At 37.4% G+C, this 21,335-nt stretch carries 19 protein-coding genes; 16 read left to right on the plus strand and 3 right to left on the minus strand.

Annotated elements, in window-relative coordinates:
- Positions 1-55: 55 nt before the first annotated feature.
- The gene (locus tag C1A05_RS05045) at positions 56-1,402 is read left to right on the plus strand and encodes an aspartate kinase (RefSeq protein WP_102027090.1); all 1,347 of its coding nucleotides are present in this window, start codon (positions 56-58) and stop codon (positions 1,400-1,402) included.
- Positions 1,403-1,436: 34 nt separating this feature from the next.
- On the opposite strand, the gene C1A05_RS05050 is transcribed toward C1A05_RS05045, so the two are convergent.
- A complete protein-coding gene (locus C1A05_RS05050) occupies positions 1,437-1,670 on the minus strand; it encodes a DUF2627 domain-containing protein (protein WP_102027091.1) in 234 nt (77 codons plus the stop codon).
- 159 nt (positions 1,671-1,829) lie between these two features.
- Between C1A05_RS05050 and C1A05_RS05055 the strand changes: the two genes are divergently transcribed.
- The 11 genes from C1A05_RS05055 to C1A05_RS05100 all read left to right on the plus strand — a co-directional run bounded on the left by C1A05_RS05055 (position 1,830) and on the right by C1A05_RS05100 (position 14,046).
- A complete protein-coding gene (locus C1A05_RS05055; protein ID WP_102027092.1) occupies positions 1,830-3,911 on the plus strand; it encodes a sigma 54-interacting transcriptional regulator in 2,082 nt (693 codons plus the stop codon).
- Between the two features lie 118 nt (positions 3,912-4,029).
- Positions 4,030-4,932, plus strand: coding sequence for a phosphate butyryltransferase (gene yqiS, locus C1A05_RS05060; RefSeq protein ID WP_102027093.1), 903 nt, complete (start codon positions 4,030-4,032; stop codon positions 4,930-4,932).
- A 15-nt stretch (positions 4,933-4,947) separates the two neighbouring features.
- Positions 4,948-6,042 carry a branched-chain amino acid dehydrogenase gene (bcd, locus tag C1A05_RS05065; RefSeq protein ID WP_102027094.1) on the plus strand — a complete coding sequence of 365 codons (1,095 nt, stop codon included), beginning with the start codon at positions 4,948-4,950 and terminating at the stop codon, positions 6,040-6,042.
- A 31-nt stretch (positions 6,043-6,073) separates the two neighbouring features.
- Entirely contained in the window at positions 6,074-7,168 is a 1,095-nt protein-coding gene (gene buk / locus C1A05_RS05070) for a butyrate kinase (protein ID WP_102027095.1), read from the plus strand.
- 16 nt (positions 7,169-7,184) lie between these two features.
- On the plus strand, positions 7,185-8,606 hold the full coding sequence (gene lpdA, locus C1A05_RS05075; protein WP_102027096.1) for a dihydrolipoyl dehydrogenase: 1,422 nt from the start codon (positions 7,185-7,187) through the stop codon (positions 8,604-8,606).
- Positions 8,607-8,624: 18 nt separating this feature from the next.
- Positions 8,625-9,617 (plus strand): thiamine pyrophosphate-dependent dehydrogenase E1 component subunit alpha, encoded by a 993-nt coding sequence (locus C1A05_RS05080; RefSeq protein WP_102027097.1) that lies wholly within the window; start codon positions 8,625-8,627, stop codon positions 9,615-9,617.
- A gap of 14 nt (positions 9,618-9,631) precedes the next feature.
- Complete coding sequence (locus tag C1A05_RS05085) at positions 9,632-10,615, plus strand: alpha-ketoacid dehydrogenase subunit beta (protein ID WP_102027098.1); 984 nt, start codon at positions 9,632-9,634, stop codon at positions 10,613-10,615.
- A 39-nt stretch (positions 10,616-10,654) separates the two neighbouring features.
- A complete protein-coding gene (locus tag C1A05_RS05090; RefSeq protein WP_102027099.1) occupies positions 10,655-11,923 on the plus strand; it encodes a dihydrolipoamide acetyltransferase family protein in 1,269 nt (422 codons plus the stop codon).
- Positions 11,924-12,184: 261 nt separating this feature from the next.
- The gene (locus C1A05_RS17970; RefSeq protein ID WP_159462002.1) at positions 12,185-12,358 is read left to right on the plus strand and encodes a hypothetical protein; all 174 of its coding nucleotides are present in this window, start codon (positions 12,185-12,187) and stop codon (positions 12,356-12,358) included.
- 140 nt (positions 12,359-12,498) lie between these two features.
- Entirely contained in the window at positions 12,499-12,930 is a 432-nt protein-coding gene (locus C1A05_RS05095; protein ID WP_102027100.1) for a BrxA/BrxB family bacilliredoxin, read from the plus strand.
- Between the two features lie 162 nt (positions 12,931-13,092).
- Positions 13,093-14,046, plus strand: a complete 954-nt coding sequence (locus C1A05_RS05100) for an aromatic acid exporter family protein (RefSeq protein WP_102027101.1) — start codon at positions 13,093-13,095, stop codon at positions 14,044-14,046.
- 53 nt (positions 14,047-14,099) lie between these two features.
- Here the strand turns inward: C1A05_RS05100 and prli42 are convergent, their stop codons facing one another.
- Entirely contained in the window at positions 14,100-14,252 is a 153-nt protein-coding gene (gene prli42 / locus C1A05_RS05105) for a stressosome-associated protein Prli42 (protein WP_102027102.1), read from the minus strand.
- Positions 14,253-14,407: 155 nt separating this feature from the next.
- On the opposite strand from prli42, the gene C1A05_RS05110 reads away from it, so the two are divergent.
- The 4 genes from C1A05_RS05110 (at position 14,408) to C1A05_RS05125 (ending at position 19,649) form a co-directional block, all read left to right on the plus strand.
- A complete protein-coding gene (locus C1A05_RS05110; protein ID WP_102027103.1) occupies positions 14,408-16,054 on the plus strand; it encodes an acyl-CoA mutase large subunit family protein in 1,647 nt (548 codons plus the stop codon).
- Positions 16,055-16,076: 22 nt separating this feature from the next.
- Entirely contained in the window at positions 16,077-16,901 is an 825-nt protein-coding gene (mce, locus tag C1A05_RS05115) for a methylmalonyl-CoA epimerase (RefSeq protein ID WP_102027104.1), read from the plus strand.
- Between the two features lie 3 nt (positions 16,902-16,904).
- Positions 16,905-18,455 (plus strand): acyl-CoA carboxylase subunit beta, encoded by a 1,551-nt coding sequence (locus tag C1A05_RS05120; protein ID WP_102027105.1) that lies wholly within the window; start codon positions 16,905-16,907, stop codon positions 18,453-18,455.
- A gap of 69 nt (positions 18,456-18,524) precedes the next feature.
- Positions 18,525-19,649 (plus strand): M20/M25/M40 family metallo-hydrolase, encoded by a 1,125-nt coding sequence (locus C1A05_RS05125; protein WP_102027106.1) that lies wholly within the window; start codon positions 18,525-18,527, stop codon positions 19,647-19,649.
- A 49-nt stretch (positions 19,650-19,698) separates the two neighbouring features.
- Here the strand turns inward: C1A05_RS05125 and C1A05_RS05130 are convergent, their stop codons facing one another.
- Positions 19,699-21,186, minus strand: coding sequence for a methyl-accepting chemotaxis protein (locus tag C1A05_RS05130; protein WP_102027107.1), 1,488 nt, complete (start codon positions 21,184-21,186; stop codon positions 19,699-19,701).
- Between the last annotated feature and the right edge of the window lie 149 nt (positions 21,187-21,335).

Below are 21,335 nucleotides of genomic sequence, written 5' to 3' on the forward strand. Positions count from 1 at the left end.
ATCATAGAACACGAATGTATTTTGAAAGTGATATTTTGGAGAAGAGGAGTTTAATATGAAGGTAGCTAAATTCGGAGGAAGTTCTGTTGCAGATGCAACGATGTTAAGAAAAGTAGCAGATATTATTACGAGTGATTCAGAACGCAAATTTATCGTTGTATCTGCACCGGGGAAACGAAATAAAGCAGACATTAAAGTAACCGATCTTTTTATAGAACTTGGCGAAAGGTTTTACCAAAAAGACAATATAGACTCTGTTAGACAACAAATATTAGATCGTTTTGGAGATATATTGCAGGACTTAGAGTTATCAACGGAACTATTAGCTGAAATTAATAGTGGGATTGAGGATGCTCTACATAATGAGCGTTACGCTAGAAATCGTATTGATGCCTTAAAGGCTATGGGAGAAGATACATTAGCGAAGATTTTAAGTGCCTTTTTACAAAAAGAGGGGCACAGTGCAAGCTATGTAAATCCGAAAGAAGCTGGCATTATCGTAAGTGATGATCCAAGCAATGCCCAAGTGTTAGAAGAAAGTTATGAACAATTATATAAGCTTCGATCCCGTGATGGAATTCTTATTATTCCAGGATTTTTCGGCTTTACGAGGAATGGGGAGCTAAACACTTTTCCACGTGGTGGCTCCGATATAACAGGTTCAATCGTAGCCGCTGGAGTGAAAGCAAGTCTCTATGAGAATTTTACCGACGTGGACTCGGTATATTGTGTAAATCCAACTATTGTGGATAACCCGAAAGAAATAACAGTTTTAACGTATAAAGAAATGCGCGAATTATCCTATGCTGGTTTTTCCGTATTTCATGACGAAGCGTTAATTCCTGCATTTAAAGCTAGGATTCCCGTCTGTGTAAAAAACACAAATAATCCTACTAAACCAGGAACGATGATTGTTTCAGAGCGCGAGAAAAAGGAAGGAACCGTAATTGGTATTGCAAGCTCGAAAGGCTTCTTAAGTTTATATGTTAGTAAATATTTAATGAATAGGGAGATTGGGTTTGGTAAGAATCTGCTTCAAATTTTAGTAGACGAAGGAATCTCGTTTGAACACGCACCATCTGGAATTGATGATATGTCTGTTATAATTCGAGAGGGACAATTAAGTCCTGAGAAAGAGGATATGATCATCAATCGTATTTATAAAGAATTAGAAGTTGATACAGTTACCATTCACCGAGACTTAGCAATGATTATGCTTGTTGGGGAAGGTATGAATAGCACGTATGGAGTTGCGAGTAAAGCGACGTCTGCATTTGAAAAATCTAAGGTAAACATTGAAATGATTAACCAAGGGTCTTCCGAGGTGTCGATGATGTTCGGTATCAAAGCAGAAGGAATGGATGAAGCGGTTCGTTCCTTATATAAGGAATTCTTTAATTAAAAAAACGAGGCAGCATCACGCTGCCTCGTTTTTATTATGCTCTGAAACTTCCCTTTGTTTTTTTATTCTTCTTATCCCGGTGTAATATAAATCCTCCGATAAAAGCTAATCCACCAAGAAACAGTATAAGTCCGATAATAAATTGAATTACAACACTGAAAAAGAAGGGATAAACAATATTAAATAGTGCATCCCGCATTATTTTTATCCCAATAGTAGCAATGATACCAGGAATGACCACAATCATTAAAGCAATAAATCGTACCATGTTAAATTACTCCTTCTTTACCCTACAATAATTAAAATTATAACAAAAAAGATGAAATAATTAAAATTGCAACAGAGTGATAGAAGTTTGCCAATTTTTTCACGATAAAGTAAAATTATGATGTGCAAAGAATTGCAAGTCAAGGAGAGACAAGCCTATATGAAAAAGGTATTGATTGTAGGAGCTGGGAAAGGCGGAGCATCTCTGTTAAAGGTGTTGAAAGACACAGATAAAATCCAGGTAGTAGGAATTGTAGATTCCAATCCAAATGCTTATGGCTTACAACTTGCAAAACAACACAATATTGAAATTGGCACAGATTATAAGGATTGGCTTTCGAAAGATGTGGATATCATATTGGAGGCAACAGGGAACACAGAAGTATTTCTCGACTTATATGAAAATAAACCGGATAAAACGGTTGTGATTCCAGGGGAAATAACGTTTATTACATCTCAATTATTAGATGAACAAGAAACCTTGCTTAATCAACTAAAGCAATATGTTAATCATCGCGATTTTATTTTAAATTCGATTCACGATGGCATGATTGTGATCGATCAGCATTCAAAAATTACTTTTGTGAATAGAAGTGCAGAGCGAATTTTAGAAAAGAAACAAAGTGAAATGCTTCATAAACAAGTAGATGAGGTGATTCCGACAACAAGATTACCCCATGTATTGAATATTAGACGTAAAGAAGTCAATCAAAAGCTTGTTCTAGATAATGGCAAAAAGGTTGTTACAACTCGTATTCCATTACTTAATTCAGATGGGAAATTAATTGGAGCGTTTGCCGTTTTTAAAGATATTACAGAAGTAGTAAATCTTGCTGAAAAAATTACCGATTTGAAAGATGTGAAAATACTACTTGAATCGATCATTCAATCTTCTGGAGAAGCAATATCGGTAGTGGACGAAAAAGGTATTGGCTTAATGATCAATCCAGCTTACACGAAATTGACTGGATTAACGGAAAAAGATGTGATTGGAAAACCAGCAACTGCCGATATTTCTGAAGGAGAAAGTATGCATTTTAAAGTACTTAGTACAAGAAGGCCTGTACGTGGCGCTAGAATGAAAGTAGGTCCGAATAAAAAAGAAGTTATCGTTAATGTCGCCCCTGTTATCGTAGATGGGAAATTAAAAGGTAGCGTCGGTGTTATTCGAGATGTTTCAGAAATTCAATCTCTAACAAATGAGTTAAGGAGAGCCCGACAAATAATTCGTAATTTAGAGGCGAAATACACGTTTGATGATATTATTGCCGAGTCTCCTGAGATGGAACTTGCACTAGAGCAAGCAAAGGTTGGAGCAAAGACACCGGCAATCGTGCTGTTGCGGGGGGAATCTGGTACTGGTAAGGAGCTGTTTGCCCATGCAATTCATAACGAAAGTGAACGCAGACACAATAAATTCATAAGAGTTAATTGTGCAGCCATTGCCGAATCCATTTTAGAAAGCGAGCTATTTGGCTACGAAGAAGGTGCATTTTCTGGTGCTCGTCAAGGTGGAAAGCGTGGATTGTTTGAAGAAGCAAATTATGGAAGTATTTTCTTAGATGAAATCGGGGAATTATCGTTACATATGCAAGCAAAACTACTACGAGTATTACAAGAAAATGAAATTGTTCGTGTTGGAGGGACAAAGCCGATTTCACTCGATGTCCGGATAATCGCTGCAACAAATGTAAATTTAGAGAAAGCGATTATGTCTGGTGATTTCCGGGAGGATCTTTATTACCGTTTAAACCGCCTACCCATTTATATACCAGCTCTACGGGAGAGAATGTCTGATTTGCCGGCATTGACAAATCACTTAATTCAAAAGCTAAACCAAGACTATGGTAGACAAATTAAGGGGATTAGTGAGGAGGCTCTTCAATATTTAACAAAGTATTCCTTTCCAGGAAACGTACGAGAATTAGAAAATATTATTGGTAGAGCAATTATTTATATGAAGAATCATGAGGAAAAAATAAAAAAGAAGCACATACCAACGCTCACATCTCATAAAAGCGAAAATGATGTACGAGACGAGGATAGGGGAATGAATTGGGAAGGCCATTCTTTACAAGAAACCATGGATACATTTGAGAGAAATATAATATGGAGAGCTTTAAAGGCGAATCATTTTAATAAAACGGAAACTGCTAAATCATTAAAAATTTCCATTCGTAATTTATATTACAAAATGGATAAACATAAAATTGATAATAGTAGCACGCAAGATTCTTCATAAGTGCAATAGTTTGCATGGTGATTATTACAATAAATGAAGCGCTTTCATTTGTTTGGGGTTGGCATGAATCTTGCATAAATAAAGACGAGGGCGATAGGAGAGATAAAGGTGGGAAGAAATGAAATTAACATCCTTGTTAGATAAATTAAAACAACAATCCATTCCAAAGTATGTTGCAGTAGCCCAAGCTGCAGATAAAGAGGTTTTAAAGGCAGTAAAACACGCTGTCAAGCTTAACCTCGCTAGCTTTATTCTGTTTGGTGATAAACAAAAAATAGTAGAAAACGCTAAAGAAGTTGCTTTGGATTTAGCGAACACCTCTATTGTTCACACCGAAACTGTACAGGAAGCTGCTCAAAAAGCAGTGCAATCTGTCCATAATAAGAAAGCGCAAGTGTTAATGAAAGGGAATGTTCCTACTAGTGTTTTATTAAAGGAAGTTCTTCATAAAGAGTACGGGTTACGAACTGGAAGAATACTATCCCATGTAGCACTGTTTGAGGTTCCAAATCAAGAACGATTTATTTTTGTAACCGATGCCGCAATGAACATCGAACCAGGTATAAAAGAGAAGGCACAAATCATTCAAAATGCTGTTCATGTAGCTAAAAAAGTTGGTGTACATGTACCGAAAGTGGCAGCCTTAGCGGCAGTTGAAGTTGTGAATCCAAGTATGCAAGCTACTGTGGATGCAGCTCTTTTAACCCAAATGCAAAAAAGAGGTCAAATTACAGACTGTATCGTCGATGGACCTTTAGCATTTGATAATGCAGTATCAAGTAAAGCTGCTCTTGATAAAGGGATAGAATCAGAGGTTGCGGGAAATGCGGATATTTTATTAGTTCCGGAAATAGAGGTTGGAAATGCCCTTTATAAATCATTTATTTATTTTGCAAATGCGAAAGTGGCAGCCGTAGTTAGTGGGGCAAGTGCTCCGATTGTACTAACATCACGAGCCGATTCTCATGAAAGTAAGCTATATTCACTAATTTTATCATTACTAACAACCGTTGAAAATTAAAAGGAGGACTTTATAATGGAAATTTTTAAATATTTGGAAAGCTATGATTATGAACAATTGGTGTTTTGCCAAGACAAAAACTCAGGACTAAAAGCAATTATTGCAATTCATGATACTACAATTGGGCCAGCATTAGGTGGTACTCGTATGTGGACATATGAATCAGAAGAGGCAGCGGTTATTGATGCCCTTCGACTTGCAAGAGGTATGACATATAAAAATGCTGCGGCGGGATTAAATCTTGGCGGTGGAAAGACGGTAATAATTGGCGACCCGAAAAAGGATAAAAGTGAAGCTTTATTCCGTGCATTTGGTCGATACATCCAGGGATTAAATGGTCGTTATATAACAGCTGAGGATGTTGGTACGACTGTTCAAGATATGGATATTATTTACCAAGAAACAAACTATGTAACTGGAATTTCACCAGCATTCGGTTCTTCAGGTAACCCATCTCCAGCTACGGCATTTGGCGTATATCGTGGAATGAAAGCTGCAGCAAAAGAAGCATTTGGTTCCGATTCCCTAGAAGGAAAAGTAGTGGCAGTACAAGGTGTAGGGAATGTTGCATATAATCTTTGCAGACATTTACACGAAGAAGGCGCAAAGCTTATTGTTACAGATATTAATAAGGAAGCGGTTCAACGCGCAGTAGAAGATTTTGGTGCAAAAGCGGTAGACCCTGATGATATTTATGATGTGGAATGCGATATTTATGCACCTTGTGCACTAGGTGCAACAGTAAATGATCAAACCATTCCGAAGCTAAAGGCAAAAGTAATTGCTGGCTCTGCGAATAATCAGTTAGCAGAAGCAAGACATGGTGACGTATTATTTGAAAATGGTATTGTATATGCTCCAGATTATGTAATCAATGCAGGTGGTGTTATTAACGTAGCGGATGAACTATATGGTTATAATCGTGAACGTGCGATGAAACAAATTGAAACCATTTACGATAATATTCAAAAGGTGTTTGAAATTTCGAAACGAGATAACATACCTACAAATGTAGCTGCTGACCGGATGGCAGAAGAAAGAATTGAAAGCTTAAAAAACTCCAGAAGTACATTTTTACAAAACGGGCACCACATTTTGTCCCGTAGATAAGTGCGTGGGGAGAGTATGGAGGAGCTAAACATTGCAACAAAGAAATTATCGAATCTTAGTAATTAATCCTGGATCAACTTCAACTAAAATTGGTGTATTTGAAAATGATACCTGTTTTTTAGAAAAAACCATTCGGCATTCTTCTCAAGAAACCGATCAATTCGCGACGGTTATGGATCAATATGATTTTCGGAAAAAAGTAATTTTGGAAACGCTAGATTATGAAGGAATCAATATATCTAAATTGGATGCTGTATGTGGTCGGGGTGGCTTGTTAAGACCGATTGAAGGTGGCACATACATTGTAAACGAAGAAATGTTAAAGGATTTATATCAAGGGTATAATGGGCAGCATGCTTCGAATTTAGGTGGTATTTTAGCCCATGAAATAGCGTCACAGCTAAATATTCCTTCTTTTATCGTAGATCCTGTAGTTGTTGATGAAATGGACGAAATTGCAAAAGTATCAGGTATTCCTGAGCTCCAAAGAAAAAGTATATTTCATGCATTAAACCAAAAGGCTGTTGCAAGAAGAGCTGCAAAAGACATCAATCAGAAATATGAAGATGTGAACTTAATTGTAGCCCATATGGGTGGAGGCATCACGGTTGGTGCCCATAAACGAGGTCGGGTTGTTGATGTTAATAACGGTTTGCATGGAGATGGTCCCTTCTCACCAGAGCGTGCTGGAGGAGTACCTGTTGGTGATTTAGTGGCCATGTGCTTTAGTGGTGAATATTATTACGATGAAATCATGAAAAAAATTGTCGGTCATGGTGGCTTAATGGGCTATTTGCATACAAATGATGCCTTAGAGGTCGAGCAAAAAATTGCTCAAGGTGATCAACAAGCAAAGCTCATTTTTGAAGCAATGGCTTATCAAGTCGCGAAAGAAATCGGTAGTATGAGTGTGGTTCTAGAGGGCCACGTAGATGGCATTGTATTAACAGGCGGTCTAGCATATGGTTCTGAATTTGTAAATCTTATACGAAACCGAATTTCATGGATTGCGGATGTATTCATATATCCAGGCGAAAATGAGCTGCAAGCGTTGGCTGAAGGCACATTAAGAGTATTACAAAATGAAGAAGAACCTAAGGAATATCCAAATAGGGATGTTTTTTAAGAAAGGAGATGATTACATGGCTGAAGAATACGACTTAGTCATTTTAGGTGGGGGAACAGGTGGTTATGTAGCAGCAATTCGCGCATCACAACTTGGTCTAAAAACGGCAGTTGTAGAAAAAGGGGATTTAGGCGGTACGTGCCTTCATAAAGGTTGCATCCCATCTAAAGCACTCTTAAGGAGTGCAGAGGTTTTTAAGCAAACGATGGAAGCAAATGATTTCGGTGTTGAAGTCTCTACGCCTAAAGTGAATTTCGCTAAAGTCCAAGAGCGAAAGCAGAAAATTGTAGATACGCTTCATAAAGGTGTTCAAGGCTTAATGAAAAAAGGTAAGATTGATATATATAATGGATTTGGCCGTATTTTAGGGCCTAGTATTTTTTCACCTATGCCAGGGACAATCTCGGTAGAGTTAAATAGTGGGGAAGAAAATGCAATGTTACTTCCCAAAAATGTAATTGTTGCAACAGGTTCCAGTCCAAGAACGTTACCAGGATTGGAGGTAGATGGTAATTTTGTATTAACTTCAGATGATGCGTTACAGTTAGAAAGTTTACCAAGCTCCATCATTATTGTTGGTGGTGGAGTAATTGGTATAGAGTGGGCATCAATGCTATCTGACTTTGGAGTAGAGGTTACTGTAGTTGAATTTTTAGATCGTATTTTACCAACAGAAGATCATGAAGTCTCTAAAGAAATGACTCGATTGTTAAAGAAAAAAGGAATAAAGATTTCTACTAGTACAAAAGTATTGCCTGAAACATTATTAAAGGATAACGGCGTTCGCATAGAGGCAGATAAAAAAGGGGAGAAGAAATCCTTTGAAGCTGAAAAAATGCTTGTCTCTGTTGGACGTTCTGCCAATGTGAACAACATTGGGCTAGAAAATACAGATATTGTAGTAGAAAAAGGCTTTATTCAAACCAATGAATTTTATCAAACAAAGGAATCCCATATTTACGCAATTGGTGATGTAATTGGTGGATTACAGCTTGCTCATGTAGCTTCTCATGAAGGAATCATCGCCGTGGAACATATAGCTGGTGAAAATCCACATCCTATGAAAACGTCGGAAGTTCCAACTTGTATTTACTCCAATCCTGAAGTATCGAGAGTTGGTTTAACAGAGCAGGAAGCAAAAGATCGAGGCTTCGACGTTAAGGTTGGAAAGTTTTCATTTAAAGCGATTGGTAAAGCACTTGTGTATGGGGAATCTGATGGTTTTGTAAAAATAATTGCCGATAAAAATACAAATGATTTACTTGGTGTACACATGATTGGTCCTCATGTAACAGACATGATTTCCGAAGCAGGACTAGCAAAAGTTTTAGATGCTACGCCTTGGGAAATTGCACAGAGTATTCATCCACACCCAACATTATCAGAGGCAATTGGGGAAGCGGCTTTAGCTGTTGATGGAAAACAAATTCACGGGTAATTAAGGAGGGAGATTCATATGACGGAAAACCGACATGATGCGTTAGGATTATCGAATGAAGACGTATTGGAAATGTATAAAACGATGCTTTTAGCTAGAAAAATTGACGAACGTATGTGGTTATTAAATCGTTCTGGTAAAATACCATTTGTTATTTCTTGTCAAGGACAGGAAGCCTCTCAAGTTGGAGCAGCTTTTGCTTTGAATCGAGACATCGATTATGTTGCTCCGTATTATCGTGACATGGGAGTTGTGCTTACATTTGGAATGACACCAACAGAGTTAATGTTATCTGCGTTTGCGAAAGCGGAAGATCCTAACTCAGGTGGGCGCCAAATGCCAGGGCATTTTGGTCAAAAGAAAAATCGCATTTTGACAGGCTCATCTCCAGTAACAACACAATTGCCACATGCAGTAGGAGTAGCACTAGCGGCCAAAATGGAAAACGAAAAGCTTGTATCCTTTGTAACCTTAGGGGAAGGTTCTTCTAACCAAGGGGACTTCCATGAAGGGTTGAATTTTGCAGGAGTTCACAAATTACCAGTTATTACGATGGTTGAAAATAATAAATATGCTATTTCTGTACCGTACGATCGTCAAGTTGCTTCCAAAAATGTATCCGATCGTGCAATAGCTTATGGTATGCCTGGATTTACAATAGATGGAAATGACCCATTAGCGGTATATGAAGCTGTAAAAGCTGCTCGTGAACGTGCAATAAATGGGGAAGGACCTACTTTAATTGAAAGTGTATCTTATCGCTTAACAGCTCACTCAAGTGATGATGATGACCGAGCATACCGGGAAAGAGAAGAAGTAGAGGAAGCGAAAAAGAAGGATTCTTTATTCACGTTTGCTGCTTATTTAAAAGAAACGGGTGTGCTGACAGAGGAAATCGAGAAAGCTCTTCATGATGAAGTGAATCGAGTGATTAATGAAGCTACCGATTATGCTGAAAATGCACCATATGCACAACCAGAAGACGCAATGAAATATGTTTACGGAAAGTAAGGAGGGGAAAATGGATGCCTGTAATGTCCTATATTCAAGCAGTAACACAAGCTTTAAAAGAGGAAATGACAAGAGATGAAAAAGTGTTCGTTTTAGGGGAAGACGTTGGTAAAAAAGGTGGCGTATTTAAAGCCACTGAAGGCTTATATGATGAGTTCGGGGCAGATCGAGTACTCGATACGCCACTTGCTGAATCTGCCATTGCTGGAGTAGGAATTGGTGCGGCAATGTATGGAATGCGACCGGTTGCAGAAATGCAGTTCGCAGATTTTATCATGCCAGCGGTGAATCAAATTATTTCAGAAGCAGCCCGTATTCGCTATCGTTCTAATAACGATTGGAATTGTCCGATAACGATAAGAGCTCCTTATGGTGGTGGTGTTCATGGAGCATTATATCACTCCCAATCCGTAGAATCTGTATTTGCAAATCAGCCAGGATTGAAAATTGTTATGCCATCAACACCATATGATGCAAAAGGATTACTGAAAGCGGCAATTCGCGACGATGATCCAGTTCTATTTTTTGAACATAAACGTGCCTATCGTTTATTAAAAGGAGAAGTACCAGAGGATGATTATGTACTTCCAATTGGTAAGGCCGATGTCAAACGCGAAGGTTCCGATATTACAGTAATTACGTATGGTCTTTGTGTTCATTTTGCACTACAAGCTGCTGAAAAATTAGCAGAGGAAGGTATTTCTGCTCACATTTTAGATTTACGAACCGTTTACCCACTAGATCAAGAAGCAATCGTGGATGCAGCAAAGAAAACAGGAAAAGTATTATTAGTAACAGAAGATAATTTAGAAGGAAGCATCATTAGTGAAGTTTCTGCCATAATTGCTGAAAATTGCTTGTTCGATTTAGATGCACCAGTAAGTAGATTGGCTGGTCCGAATGTACCTGCAATGCCTTACGCACCACCAATGGAGAAGTTTTTTATGATGAATCCAGATAAAATTGAAAAAGCAATGCGTGAATTAGCTGAATTTTAATAAGTAAGAAAAGCTTATGCCAACAAAGGAGGGACTTAAATGGCTATTGAAAAAATTACAATGCCCCAGCTTGGTGAAAGTGTAACAGAAGGAACAATAAGCAGTTGGTTAGTCAAAGAAGGGGATACGGTAAATAAATATGATCCAATAGCTGAAGTGTTAACGGATAAAGTTAACGCAGAGGTACCATCATCCTTTTCGGGAATTATAAAAGAAATTGTAGCGAAAGAGGACGAAACAATAGCTGTTGGAGAATTAATGTGCTACATAGAAGTGGAAGGTAGCAATGAGTCTAAGGCTTCAAGTGAACCAACGGATTCAACCAATACTGAGCAAGAAGCAGTATCTGAGAAGGAAGAACAACCGATGAAAAAACGGTTTTCCCCTGCAGTATTACGTCTTGCACAAGAGCATGATATTGATTTAACGCACGTAAATGGCTCTGGTCGTGGAGGAAGAATTACGAGAAAAGATATAGAAGCAATTATCGATAGTGGTAACATTCCGAAACCAACGACCGATAAACCAACATCTGTTCAACAGGAAACGGCTTCAGAACCAGTGAAGCAATCAGCACCTTTAAGAGCTAAGGCTCCTACAGCTGAAACTGGTGATATTGAAATTCCGGTAACAGGTGTTCGGAAAGCAATTGCTCAAAATATGGTTCGATCCAAAACGGAAATTCCACATGCGTGGATGATGGTTGAGGTAGATGTTACAAACCTAGTAGAACTTCGAGATAGTATGAAACAGGAATTTAAGCAAAAAGAAGGATTTAGCCTAACATACTTTGCATTCTTTGTAAAAGCGGTCGCACAAGCATTAAAGGAATACCCGCAATTAAATAGTACATGGGCTGGAGATAAGATTATTCAACGTAAAGATATTAATCTTTCCATTGCAGTGGCTAAAGACCAAGAGCTTTTCGTACCTGTCATAAAAAATGCGGATGAGAAGAGCATTAAAGGTATTGCGAAGGATATTGTTACGTTGGCAAATAAAGCTAGAAGTGGTGGGTTATCTTCTGCTGACATGCAAGGTGGCACTTTCACGGTGAATAATACCGGTTCCTTTGGTTCGGTCCAATCAATGGGTGTTATCAACCACCCACAAGCAGCAATTTTACAAATTGAATCCATTGTGAAACGTCCTGTTATTATTGATGGAATGTTTGCTGCTCGTGACATGGTTAATATTTGTTTATCGTTAGACCACCGAATTTTAGATGGGCTTATTTGTGGTCAGTTTTTAAAACGAGTAAAAAAAATATTAGAAAATATGTCAAAAGACAATACATCTGTATATTAATTCAAGAGATTGAAATAAGCCGAAAATGGAAATGACACTTCCGTTTTTGGCTTATAACATTTTTGCAATTTAAAGTAGTTAACTACGCCTCATTCTCGAAAAAACTTCTCCAAACTTTCTCCAAAATGCACAGTTTTTATATCGGGCGAAATCCTTGCTCGTACTTTTCCTTATTTTCACAAAACATACAGGAACTTAATCGTTATTATGAAAATGTTTTAAACAAAGGTGGGGAAACTGTAACAGAGGGGGTGAATAGGGATGCAAAGGAATCGAACTTGGTTACCTGTACTTGCTTCCGTTGGGATTGGAGCAGCAGCATATTATAGTATGAAAAAGGGTAATAAAATGGGCAATGTTGTATCTAAATTTGCACCTCTAGCAGGTATTTTAGGTGGAGGAATGGGTAATAATTCCGAGAATACTCAGAGTTAATGGAAGGTTAGGGCAGACACCAATTATGGGTCTGCTTCTTTTTTTGTGAAAACGATTAAAATAAGCCTATAATTTGAACAAATAGGTAAAAGTTGATAAGATGTGAATACAAATACATTTTCATAAAGGGGTTATGTTTGATGGATTTCAGTCTTTATATGGAAGACCTAGTTGGAAAAGCAAGAGAAGAAATTACTCGTGCTGGCTATGAAGAGCTAACATCACCAGAAGAAGTAGATGAGGCATTAAAAAATAAAGGGACTGCATTAGTAATGGTAAACTCTACATGTGGTTGTGCGGGTGGTATTGCAAGACCTGCAGCTGCAAATGCTATTAATTATGATAAGCGTCCTGATCATTTATATACAGTATTCGCTGGACAAGACAAAGATGCAACTGCTCGTGCTCGAGAGTACTTTGAAGGTTATCCGCCATCTTCACCATCTTTTGCATTATTAAAAGACGGTAAGATTGTAAAAATGGTAGAGCGTCATGAGATTGAATCTTCAGAAGCACATGAAGTAGTGAACAAGCTACAAAATCTATTTGATGAATATTGTGAAGAAGTTTAATGGATGGAACATGTAATTTTCTTATGAAAATTACATGTTTTTTTATTTTCCTTAACATCTGCTCCCCTTTAGCAAAGCAAAATAGAGAGATGAAAATTTTCTCTTTTAAAAACACGAAAAAAATCATATACTTTCTTTAACACGTGTTAAAGGGAGACAACCATTTTGAAAATTGGGTATCGAACGCTGAAAACAGCATTAGGGACACCAGTAGCTATATTTATAGCCCAATTGTTGAGCTTGGAAAACTATATATCAGCTGGTATATTAACCATTTTATGTATAAAAACAACAAGAAAAAAGTCTGTACTTCATGCATGGTACCGTTTTGCAGCTTGTATGACGGCAATTGTTTATTCCTTTATAATATTTGAATTACTTGGCTATCATCCTATATCGATTGCTCTTTTATTATTAATTTTTATTCCAACAACTGTTAAGCTAAATGTAACAGAAGGAATTGTGACGAGTTCTGTTATCATCTTACATTTGTATGGATCTCAACATATTACCCTGAATTTAGTTATAAATGAATTTGTATTGATTGTTGTTGGGTTAGGTACAGCCTTACTATTTAATTTGTATATGCCAAGCTTAGAGCATGATTTACGTATTGTGCAGCAAAAGGTTGAAGAAAATTTCGGTAAAATTCTAAAAGAAATGGCTAGATTTTTAGCTACAGGAGATGACAAATGGTCAGGTGAAGAATTTCCGGAAACTGCTGAATTGTTGGATCGTGCGAAAGGTCTCGCGTATCGAGATATCGAAAACCACCTTTTACGAGATCATCACCCTTATTATCATTATTTTCAAATGAGGACGAAACAGTTTGAAATACTGGAACGAATGCTTGCGCTTATTAGCCGAATTACAACAGTTAATAAACAATCAAAGGAAATGGCAACGTTTATCGAGAACCTAGCAGATGGTATTCATCCGGGAAATACCGCGATTCTTTACCTTAATAAATTAAAAGAAATGCGGGAAGCTTTTCGGTCAAACGAATTGCCGCAAACGAGAGAAGAATTCGAATCAAGAGCAAACTTATTTACTCTACTTAATGAAATGGAGCAATACTTAATCATTAAACGTACTTTTAAAAAGAGTGATATATAAAAAGAAGGCAATGCAGATAATCGTGCATTGCCTTCTTTTATGACTTAAATATATTATAAGAACATGGAAGCTCCTGCTAAAAAGACACTCGCAAGCATGGATAAAATCATCAACCAAACTACTATTTGAATACGTTTTTGTCGTTTCGATTTTCTTGGTTTTTGTTGAGCAGAAATGTTATTCTTTTTCTTCTTCTGATTCGCCATCGTTCAAAATCCCCCTCCATTACTTCTATACATATTTTACAAGGAAACAAAGATTAGGACAAGTTTATATTTTTATTGAATAAATTGGTAGGAATAATTACTCTTTTTATCGAATGTAAATAGTTTAGAGAGACTTCAAGGAGGTAGAAAAACAGATGGACAAATATAATAGTGCAAAGGATAAGTGGAGCCATGATGTTCAAAAGAATCTCAAACGATTTCCTGAGCGAAAACAAACCTTTACCACAAGCTCTGATATTGTGGTTGAACCGTTATATGAACCAGATGAAAAAACAGAAAAATATGTCGAAAATTTAGGATTTCCAGGGCAATATCCATATACAAGGGGTATACAACCCACCATGTACCGGAGTAGATTTTGGACAATGCGACAGTATGCAGGCTTCGGTTCAGCGAAAGAAACGAATAAACGTTTTCGATATTTGTTAGACCAAGGTCAAACTGGATTATCTGTTGCTTTTGACTTACCGACACAAATCGGTTATGACTCCGATGATCCTATGGCAGAAGGAGAAGTTGGAAAAGTAGGGGTTGCAATTGATACGTTACACGATATGGAGGATTTATTTGATGGAATTCCACTCGATAAGGTGAGTACATCCATGACCATAAATGCACCAGCATCTGTTTTATTATGCATGTATATAGCAGTAGGGGAGAAGCAAGGTGTTCCAAAGGAGAAGCTAACGGGTACCATTCAAAACGACATTTTAAAAGAATATATTGCTAGAGGAACATATATTTTCCCACCGAAGCCATCGATGCGGTTAATTACGAATATTTTTGAATATTGTCAGGAGCATGTTCCGAGATTTAACACAATCAGTATTTCTGGCTATCATATTCGTGAGGCTGGTTCTACGGCAGTCCAAGAAGTAGCTTTTACATTAGCGAATGGGATGGCCTATGTGGATGCTGCTCTGGAAAAGGGATTAGAAGTAGATCGATTTGCACCAAGGCTTGCCTTTTTCTTTAATGCGCATAATAACTTCTTTGAAGAAATTGCAAAGTTTAGAGCTGCTAGAAGAATTTGGGCAAAAATCATGAAAGAACATTTTGGTGCTAAAGATCCGAAAAGCTGGAAGCTACGCTTTCACACCCAAACAGGAGGATCGACCTTAACGGCTCAACAGCCTGATAATAATATTGTTCGAGTAACTTTGCAAGCGCTTGCTGCAGTGTTAGGTGGTACGCAAAGTCTCCATACAAATTCAAGGGATGAAGCATTGGCGTTACCGACCGAAGAGTCTGCTCGAATTGCCCTACGTACTCAGCAAATTATTGCTAATGAAAGTGGTGTAGCAGATACAGTGGACCCTCTTGGTGGCTCTTATTATATAGAAACATTAACGAATGAAATGGAAGAAGAAATTAAGCGTTATTTAGAAAAAATAGCTGATATTGGTGGTGCTGTGCAAGCGGTTGAAGATGGATACATGCAGCGGGAAATTCATCAGGCAGCTTATGAAGCCCAAAAACGAATGGAGAGTCAGGAAGACATAGTAGTAGGAATGAATAAATTCCAAGTGGAAGAAGAAATCAATCCAGACCTATTAAAAGTAGATGAACAGCTGGAAATAGAACAAATTCATACGTTATCCCAACGAAAAGAAAAACGGAACATAGAAGAGGTTCAACAAAGCTTACAAGCGTTAGAAAAAGCAGCAAGCTCCAATACGGAAAATGTAATGCCATACATTTTAAATGCAGTGAAAGCGTATGCATCTGTTGGTGAAATTTGTAATGTATTACGTAAACAATTTGGGGAATATATCGGATAATCAACGAGGGGAGAGTGATAGAATGGATAAGAAAATACGAGTATTAGTTGCTAAGCCAGGACTAGATGGCCACGACCGTGGCGCTTTGATAATTGCGCAGGCTCTTAGAGACCATGGGATGGAGGTTATTTATACTGGTTTGCGTCAATCACCAGCACAAATTGCACAGGCTGCTATACAGGAGGATGTGGACGTCATTGGCCTTTCTTCCCTTTCTGGAGCACATCGTTCATTATTTCCGAAAGTTGTAGAGCAATTAAGGGAGAGAAATGCAGATGATATTTTCGTTATTGGGGGAGGAGTTATCCCAGCCGAGGACATCCCATATCTAGAGGAAAGAGGGATTAAAAAAGTATTTACTCCTGGCTCAACAACCGATGCAATAGCGTCTTATATAAAAGAATTGATAACACCTTCAAGTCAATCGATAGCTCAATCTCCTAAACGAATTGCTCACATTGGGATTGCTGTTAAATCAATTGATGATGTCATTCATTTTTATCATCACGTATTAGGTTTACACTTATCTCGTGTTGAAGAAGTACCTACAGAAGGTGTTAAAGTAGCCTTTTTGAAAATTGGTGATACCTCTATTGAATTATTAGAACCGATAAATGAACAATCAACGATTTATAAATATATTGAAAAAAGAGGGGAAGGCATTCACCACATTGCTTTTGAGGTAGAGGATATAGAAGCAAGATTAAAATATTATAAAGAGCAAAAGGTAGAGCTCATTCATGATACACCACAACCTGGGGCACATGATTCAAAAATTGCATTTCTCCATCCTAAAGCAGCCAATGGAGTATTATATGAACTTTGTGAATATAAAGGGGAGGAATAAGACTTGGACATATTTGATCGCATTAATGAACTTTATGATAAACGTCGTCAAGTAGAGCTAGGTGGTGGAGATGACAAAATCCAAAAACAGCGGGAAAAAGGAAAAATGACTGCCCGTGAGCGAATGGAATATTTACTCGATAACGGTTCATTTGTGGAATTAAATCCATTTATGGAGCATCGTACGCACGATTTCGGAATGAACAACAAACCTGCTCCTGGTGAGGGTGTTGTTACAGGTTATGGGAAAATAGCTGGTCGAGATGTTTATCTTTTTGCTCAAGACTTTACGGTGTTTGGTGGGGCATTAGGGGAAATGCATGCGAAGAAAATCGCAGCCGTTATGGACCTTGCAGCAAAAAATGGAACCCCTTTTATCGGGTTAAATGATTCTGGTGGAGCACGTATTCAAGAGGGCGTGGCTTCATTAGATGGATACGGTCATATTTTTTATCGCAATTCTATTTATTCTGGTGTGATTCCGCAAATTTCCGTTATTATGGGACCTAGTGCAGGTGGAGCGGTTTATTCTCCAGCGATAACCGATTTTGTCATTATGGTAGAAGAAACCTCCCAAATGTTTATTACAGGTCCAAAGGTTATTGAGACCGTAACTGGTGAGAAAATATCTTCTGAGGACTTAGGAGGAGCATCTGTCCATAATACGAAAAGCGGTAATGCCCATTTAAAGGCAAAGAACGAAGAGCAAGCACTAGATTATGTGAAAAAATTAATTAGCTATTTACCGAATAACTTCGAAGAGAAAACCCCTATCGTACCGGTAGATGAAGATCAAGATGATTATTTACCGAATTTAACCGATTTAATACCATTTGATCCAATTCGTCCTTATGATGTAAGAGTCATTATTGAGGAAGTTGTTGATCGTCATTCCTTCTTTGAAATTCACCCAGACTTTGCAAAAAATATCGTTGTAGGATTCGCTCGTATAAAAGGCCAAACGGTTGGATTAGTTTGTAATCAACCTAAATATTTAGCAGGTGGTCTAGATATAGACTCTAGTGATAAGGCATCTCGCTTTATTCGTTTTTGTGATTGTTTCAATATCCCACTCATTACATTTGAGGATGTAACAGGCTTCTTCCCAGGGATAAAGCAAGAACACGGTGGTATTATTCGCCATGGTGCCAAAATTCTTTATGCGTATTCGGAAGCCACTGTACCGAAAATTACAGTAATCACAAGAAAAGCATATGGCGGGGCTTATGTTGCATTAAATAGTAAATCGATTGGAGCAGATCTTGTTTATGCATGGCCGAATGCAGAAATAGCCGTAATGGGTCCAGAAGGTGCAGCAAATATTATTTTCGCAAAAGAAATAAACGAAAGCATGCATCCAGAGCAAACGAGACAAGAAAAAATTCAAGAATATCGAGAAAAATTCGCCAATCCATATGTTGCAGCTAGCCTAGGAATGGTGGATGATGTGATTGATCCACGAGAAACGAGGCAGGCACTAATACGTTCCTTGGATATGTTGAAAAATAAAAAAGAAGAAAGACCACGAAAAAAACATGGAAATATTCCATTATAAGTTTACTTTATTGACTATATTCGCGTTTTCTGTGAACATACTAATGTATATACATAAGGAGGAATCATCATGGCAAAAGTCAATGAGGAACGGTTAGTAAATGAATTTTTAGAGCTAGTTCAAATTGATTCAGAAACAAAAAACGAAGCGAAAATTGCGGAAGTGTTAAAGAAAAAATTTACAGACCTTGGCTTAGAAATTCAAGAAGACAATGCAAAAGAACAGACTGGATTTGGGGCAAATAATTTAGTTTGTACGTTAAAAGGTAATAAAGACAATGTGGATACCATCTACTTCACTTCCCATATGGATACGGTTGCTCCAGGTGTAGGTGTTAAACCTTCTATTCGCGATGGCTACATTGTATCTGATGGAACAACAATACTAGGTGCTGATGATAAAGCTGGCCTTGCAGCTATGTTCGAAGCAATTCGAAACATAAAAGAAAACAATATCGAACATGGTGATGTTCAATTTGTCATTACAGTTGGGGAAGAGTCTGGACTAGTTGGTGCGAAAGCATTGGATGCATCTTTAGTAAGAGCGAAATATGGCTATGCAGTAGACAGTGATGGTAAAGTGGGAGATATTGTAGTTGCTGCACCTACACAGGCTAAAATCTTTACGAAAGTGATTGGGAAGAAGGCACATGCTGGTGTAGCACCAGAAAAGGGTATATCTGCCATCACTATGGCTGCAAAAGCAATTGCCAAAATGCCATTAGGCCGAATTGATGAAGAAACCACTGCGAACATTGGACGCTTTGAAGGTGGTGGAGCAACGAACGTTGTTTGTGACTATGTAGAAATATTAGCAGAAGCAAGATCGCTAGTACCTGAAAAAATGGAAGCGCAAGTACAAAAAATGAAAGAAGCATTTGAAGAAACAGCTAAAGAAATGGGCGGAAGTGCAGATGTAGATGTTAAAGTCATGTATCCTGGATTTAAACATCAAGAAGGAGAACAAGTTGTGGAAATTGCGAAAAAAGCAGTAGAACAGATTGGCCGCACCTTTGCACTTCGTCAAAGTGGTGGTGGTAGTGACGCAAATGTGATTGCAGGACTTGGTATTCCTACTGTCAATTTAGCTGTAGGCTATGAAGAGATTCATACAACAGATGAGAAAATGCCAATTGAAGAGCTCGTAAAAGTGGCAGAACTCATCGCATCCATTATGAAAGAGGTTGCAAACTAAGACTTAAAAAATGCATGCTACTATTTTTTAGTAGCATGCATTTTACTAATTATTTATTTTCTTTAAAATTATCTTTGATTGCTAATGCTTCTGATGCTGTCGCTTCCATTAACGTAGAAAGTTTTTGATTGTCATTATTTAGCGTGTCCACCGTTGCATTTATTTCTTCTAGACTTGCAGACGTTTCCTCGATTATAGTGGCAAGATCGTTCGTAGAGCTTTCTACACCATTCGTTTGAATTAAGACATTATTTGCTAATTGTGTAAAGTTTTCTAATCCTCCATTTAACTCATCAAGGGTACCGGTAATATGGTTGAAGTAATTTGCAACTTGATAGGTGGAAGCTACACTATTTTTGAGTGTAGATTCACTTTGTTCCATTTGTTCAATTGCTCTTTCATTACTTTGATTAAGGGAAAGAAGATTATTCGTTATCTTTTCCGTTGTTTGTCCTGTTACGACTGCTAATTTTCGAATTTCCTCTGCAACAACTGCAAATCCTTTTCCATATTCACCAGCTCTAGCAGCTTCTATAGAAGCATTTAATGCTAATAAATTTGTCTGATCGGTAATATCTTTGATCGAATCCGCAAATGTATTGGTTTCTTCAATTTTTTTAGTAAGCTCGTTAAAGGAAACATATAAGTCTTGTATGATTGCTTCTAAATGGGAAATGTTGTTTGAAAGCTCTTCAATCTTTTCCTTCCCTTCATATGTTTGCTTTTTGGCCTCGCTAGATTCTTCATACAGAGCAACAGAACTCTTTTCAACTTCTTCCATATTCATTTTCGTAAGACTTGTATTACTAGAAATATCTGCAATTTGCTCCGTCTGAGACTGACTTCCTGCAGAAATTTCATTAATAGTGGCAGACATTTCACTTTGTGATTTCACATTGATTTGTAAATGCTCATTAATCGTAGAAATGTTTTCTACAATAGTAGCTACGTTTTGTTCTAATCGTTGCTTTTGCACTTCCTTGATTGCCGCTTCTTCTTCAGATTTTCGAACAAGCTCCTGTATTTTTAAATCCTTCTTTTTATTTAAGTGCATGATGACAAAGAAAATAACACCTATTAATAAATAAACAAGTAAGTACGTCGGAAAATACGCTTGAAGAACAGCTTTAAATTCAACTGCTAAAAATTGATTAGTGAATAGGACAATGAATCCTAGTATATATCCTTCTAGAAATATTTTTGTATCTAAGTGGATAGCAGAAAAAACGGTTAAAAAGGATAAAATAAATAATAACGAAACACTACTACTATCAAATACGATACTTATAAAACACATGCCATATGCAATGATAACCAATAGATAAGGTAATATAGTTGCCTTTTTTAGCATGGTTTGAAGTATGAAATAAGAACCCCATAATAACAATAATTCGGTTCCATATATACTTGCGGAAAAATAGTTGCTTTGGGTAATAGCTAATCCCAATCCTGCAACGAGTGAAACGGACATGGTTCCTGTCATTAAGGTATTCTTTTTAGCCGTATGCATATTCCGCATGGTATCGACATTACTCATGGTGACATCCTCCTAATATGATGTAAAATTTGTATGTTTTTGGATACTATCAACTAATTATAGAGTTATTTTTATATTTTGTCACATAAGAATTTTCCTAAAAAGAGTGTAACCTATAAAATAGAAGGATTCTATGATAAACTATTTAT

This window comes from Salirhabdus sp. Marseille-P4669 (assembly GCF_900240405.1).
Taxonomy (GTDB): domain Bacteria; phylum Bacillota; class Bacilli; order Bacillales; family Alkalibacillaceae; genus OEQK01.

Excerpts from the sequence above, each read along its gene's own strand:
- C1A05_RS05045 (WP_102027090.1), top strand. The coding sequence starts at position 56 with ATGAAGGTAGCTAAATTCGGAGGAAGTTCTGTTGCAGATGCAACGATG.
- C1A05_RS05050 (WP_102027091.1), bottom strand. The coding sequence starts at position 1,670 with ATGGTACGATTTATTGCTTTAATGATTGTGGTCATTCCTGGTATCATT.
- C1A05_RS05055 (WP_102027092.1), top strand. The coding sequence starts at position 1,830 with ATGAAAAAGGTATTGATTGTAGGAGCTGGGAAAGGCGGAGCATCTCTG.
- yqiS (WP_102027093.1), top strand. The coding sequence starts at position 4,030 with ATGAAATTAACATCCTTGTTAGATAAATTAAAACAACAATCCATTCCA.
- bcd (WP_102027094.1), top strand. The coding sequence starts at position 4,948 with ATGGAAATTTTTAAATATTTGGAAAGCTATGATTATGAACAATTGGTG.
- lpdA (WP_102027096.1), top strand. The coding sequence starts at position 7,185 with ATGGCTGAAGAATACGACTTAGTCATTTTAGGTGGGGGAACAGGTGGT.
- C1A05_RS05080 (WP_102027097.1), top strand. The coding sequence starts at position 8,625 with ATGACGGAAAACCGACATGATGCGTTAGGATTATCGAATGAAGACGTA.
- C1A05_RS05085 (WP_102027098.1), top strand. The coding sequence starts at position 9,632 with ATGCCTGTAATGTCCTATATTCAAGCAGTAACACAAGCTTTAAAAGAG.
- C1A05_RS05090 (WP_102027099.1), top strand. The coding sequence starts at position 10,655 with ATGGCTATTGAAAAAATTACAATGCCCCAGCTTGGTGAAAGTGTAACA.
- C1A05_RS17970 (WP_159462002.1), top strand. The coding sequence starts at position 12,185 with ATGCAAAGGAATCGAACTTGGTTACCTGTACTTGCTTCCGTTGGGATT.
- C1A05_RS05095 (WP_102027100.1), top strand. The coding sequence starts at position 12,499 with ATGGATTTCAGTCTTTATATGGAAGACCTAGTTGGAAAAGCAAGAGAA.
- prli42 (WP_102027102.1), bottom strand. The coding sequence starts at position 14,252 with ATGGCGAATCAGAAGAAGAAAAAGAATAACATTTCTGCTCAACAAAAA.
- C1A05_RS05110 (WP_102027103.1), top strand. The coding sequence starts at position 14,408 with ATGGACAAATATAATAGTGCAAAGGATAAGTGGAGCCATGATGTTCAA.
- mce (WP_102027104.1), top strand. The coding sequence starts at position 16,077 with ATGGATAAGAAAATACGAGTATTAGTTGCTAAGCCAGGACTAGATGGC.
- C1A05_RS05125 (WP_102027106.1), top strand. The coding sequence starts at position 18,525 with ATGGCAAAAGTCAATGAGGAACGGTTAGTAAATGAATTTTTAGAGCTA.
- C1A05_RS05130 (WP_102027107.1), bottom strand. The coding sequence starts at position 21,186 with ATGAGTAATGTCGATACCATGCGGAATATGCATACGGCTAAAAAGAAT.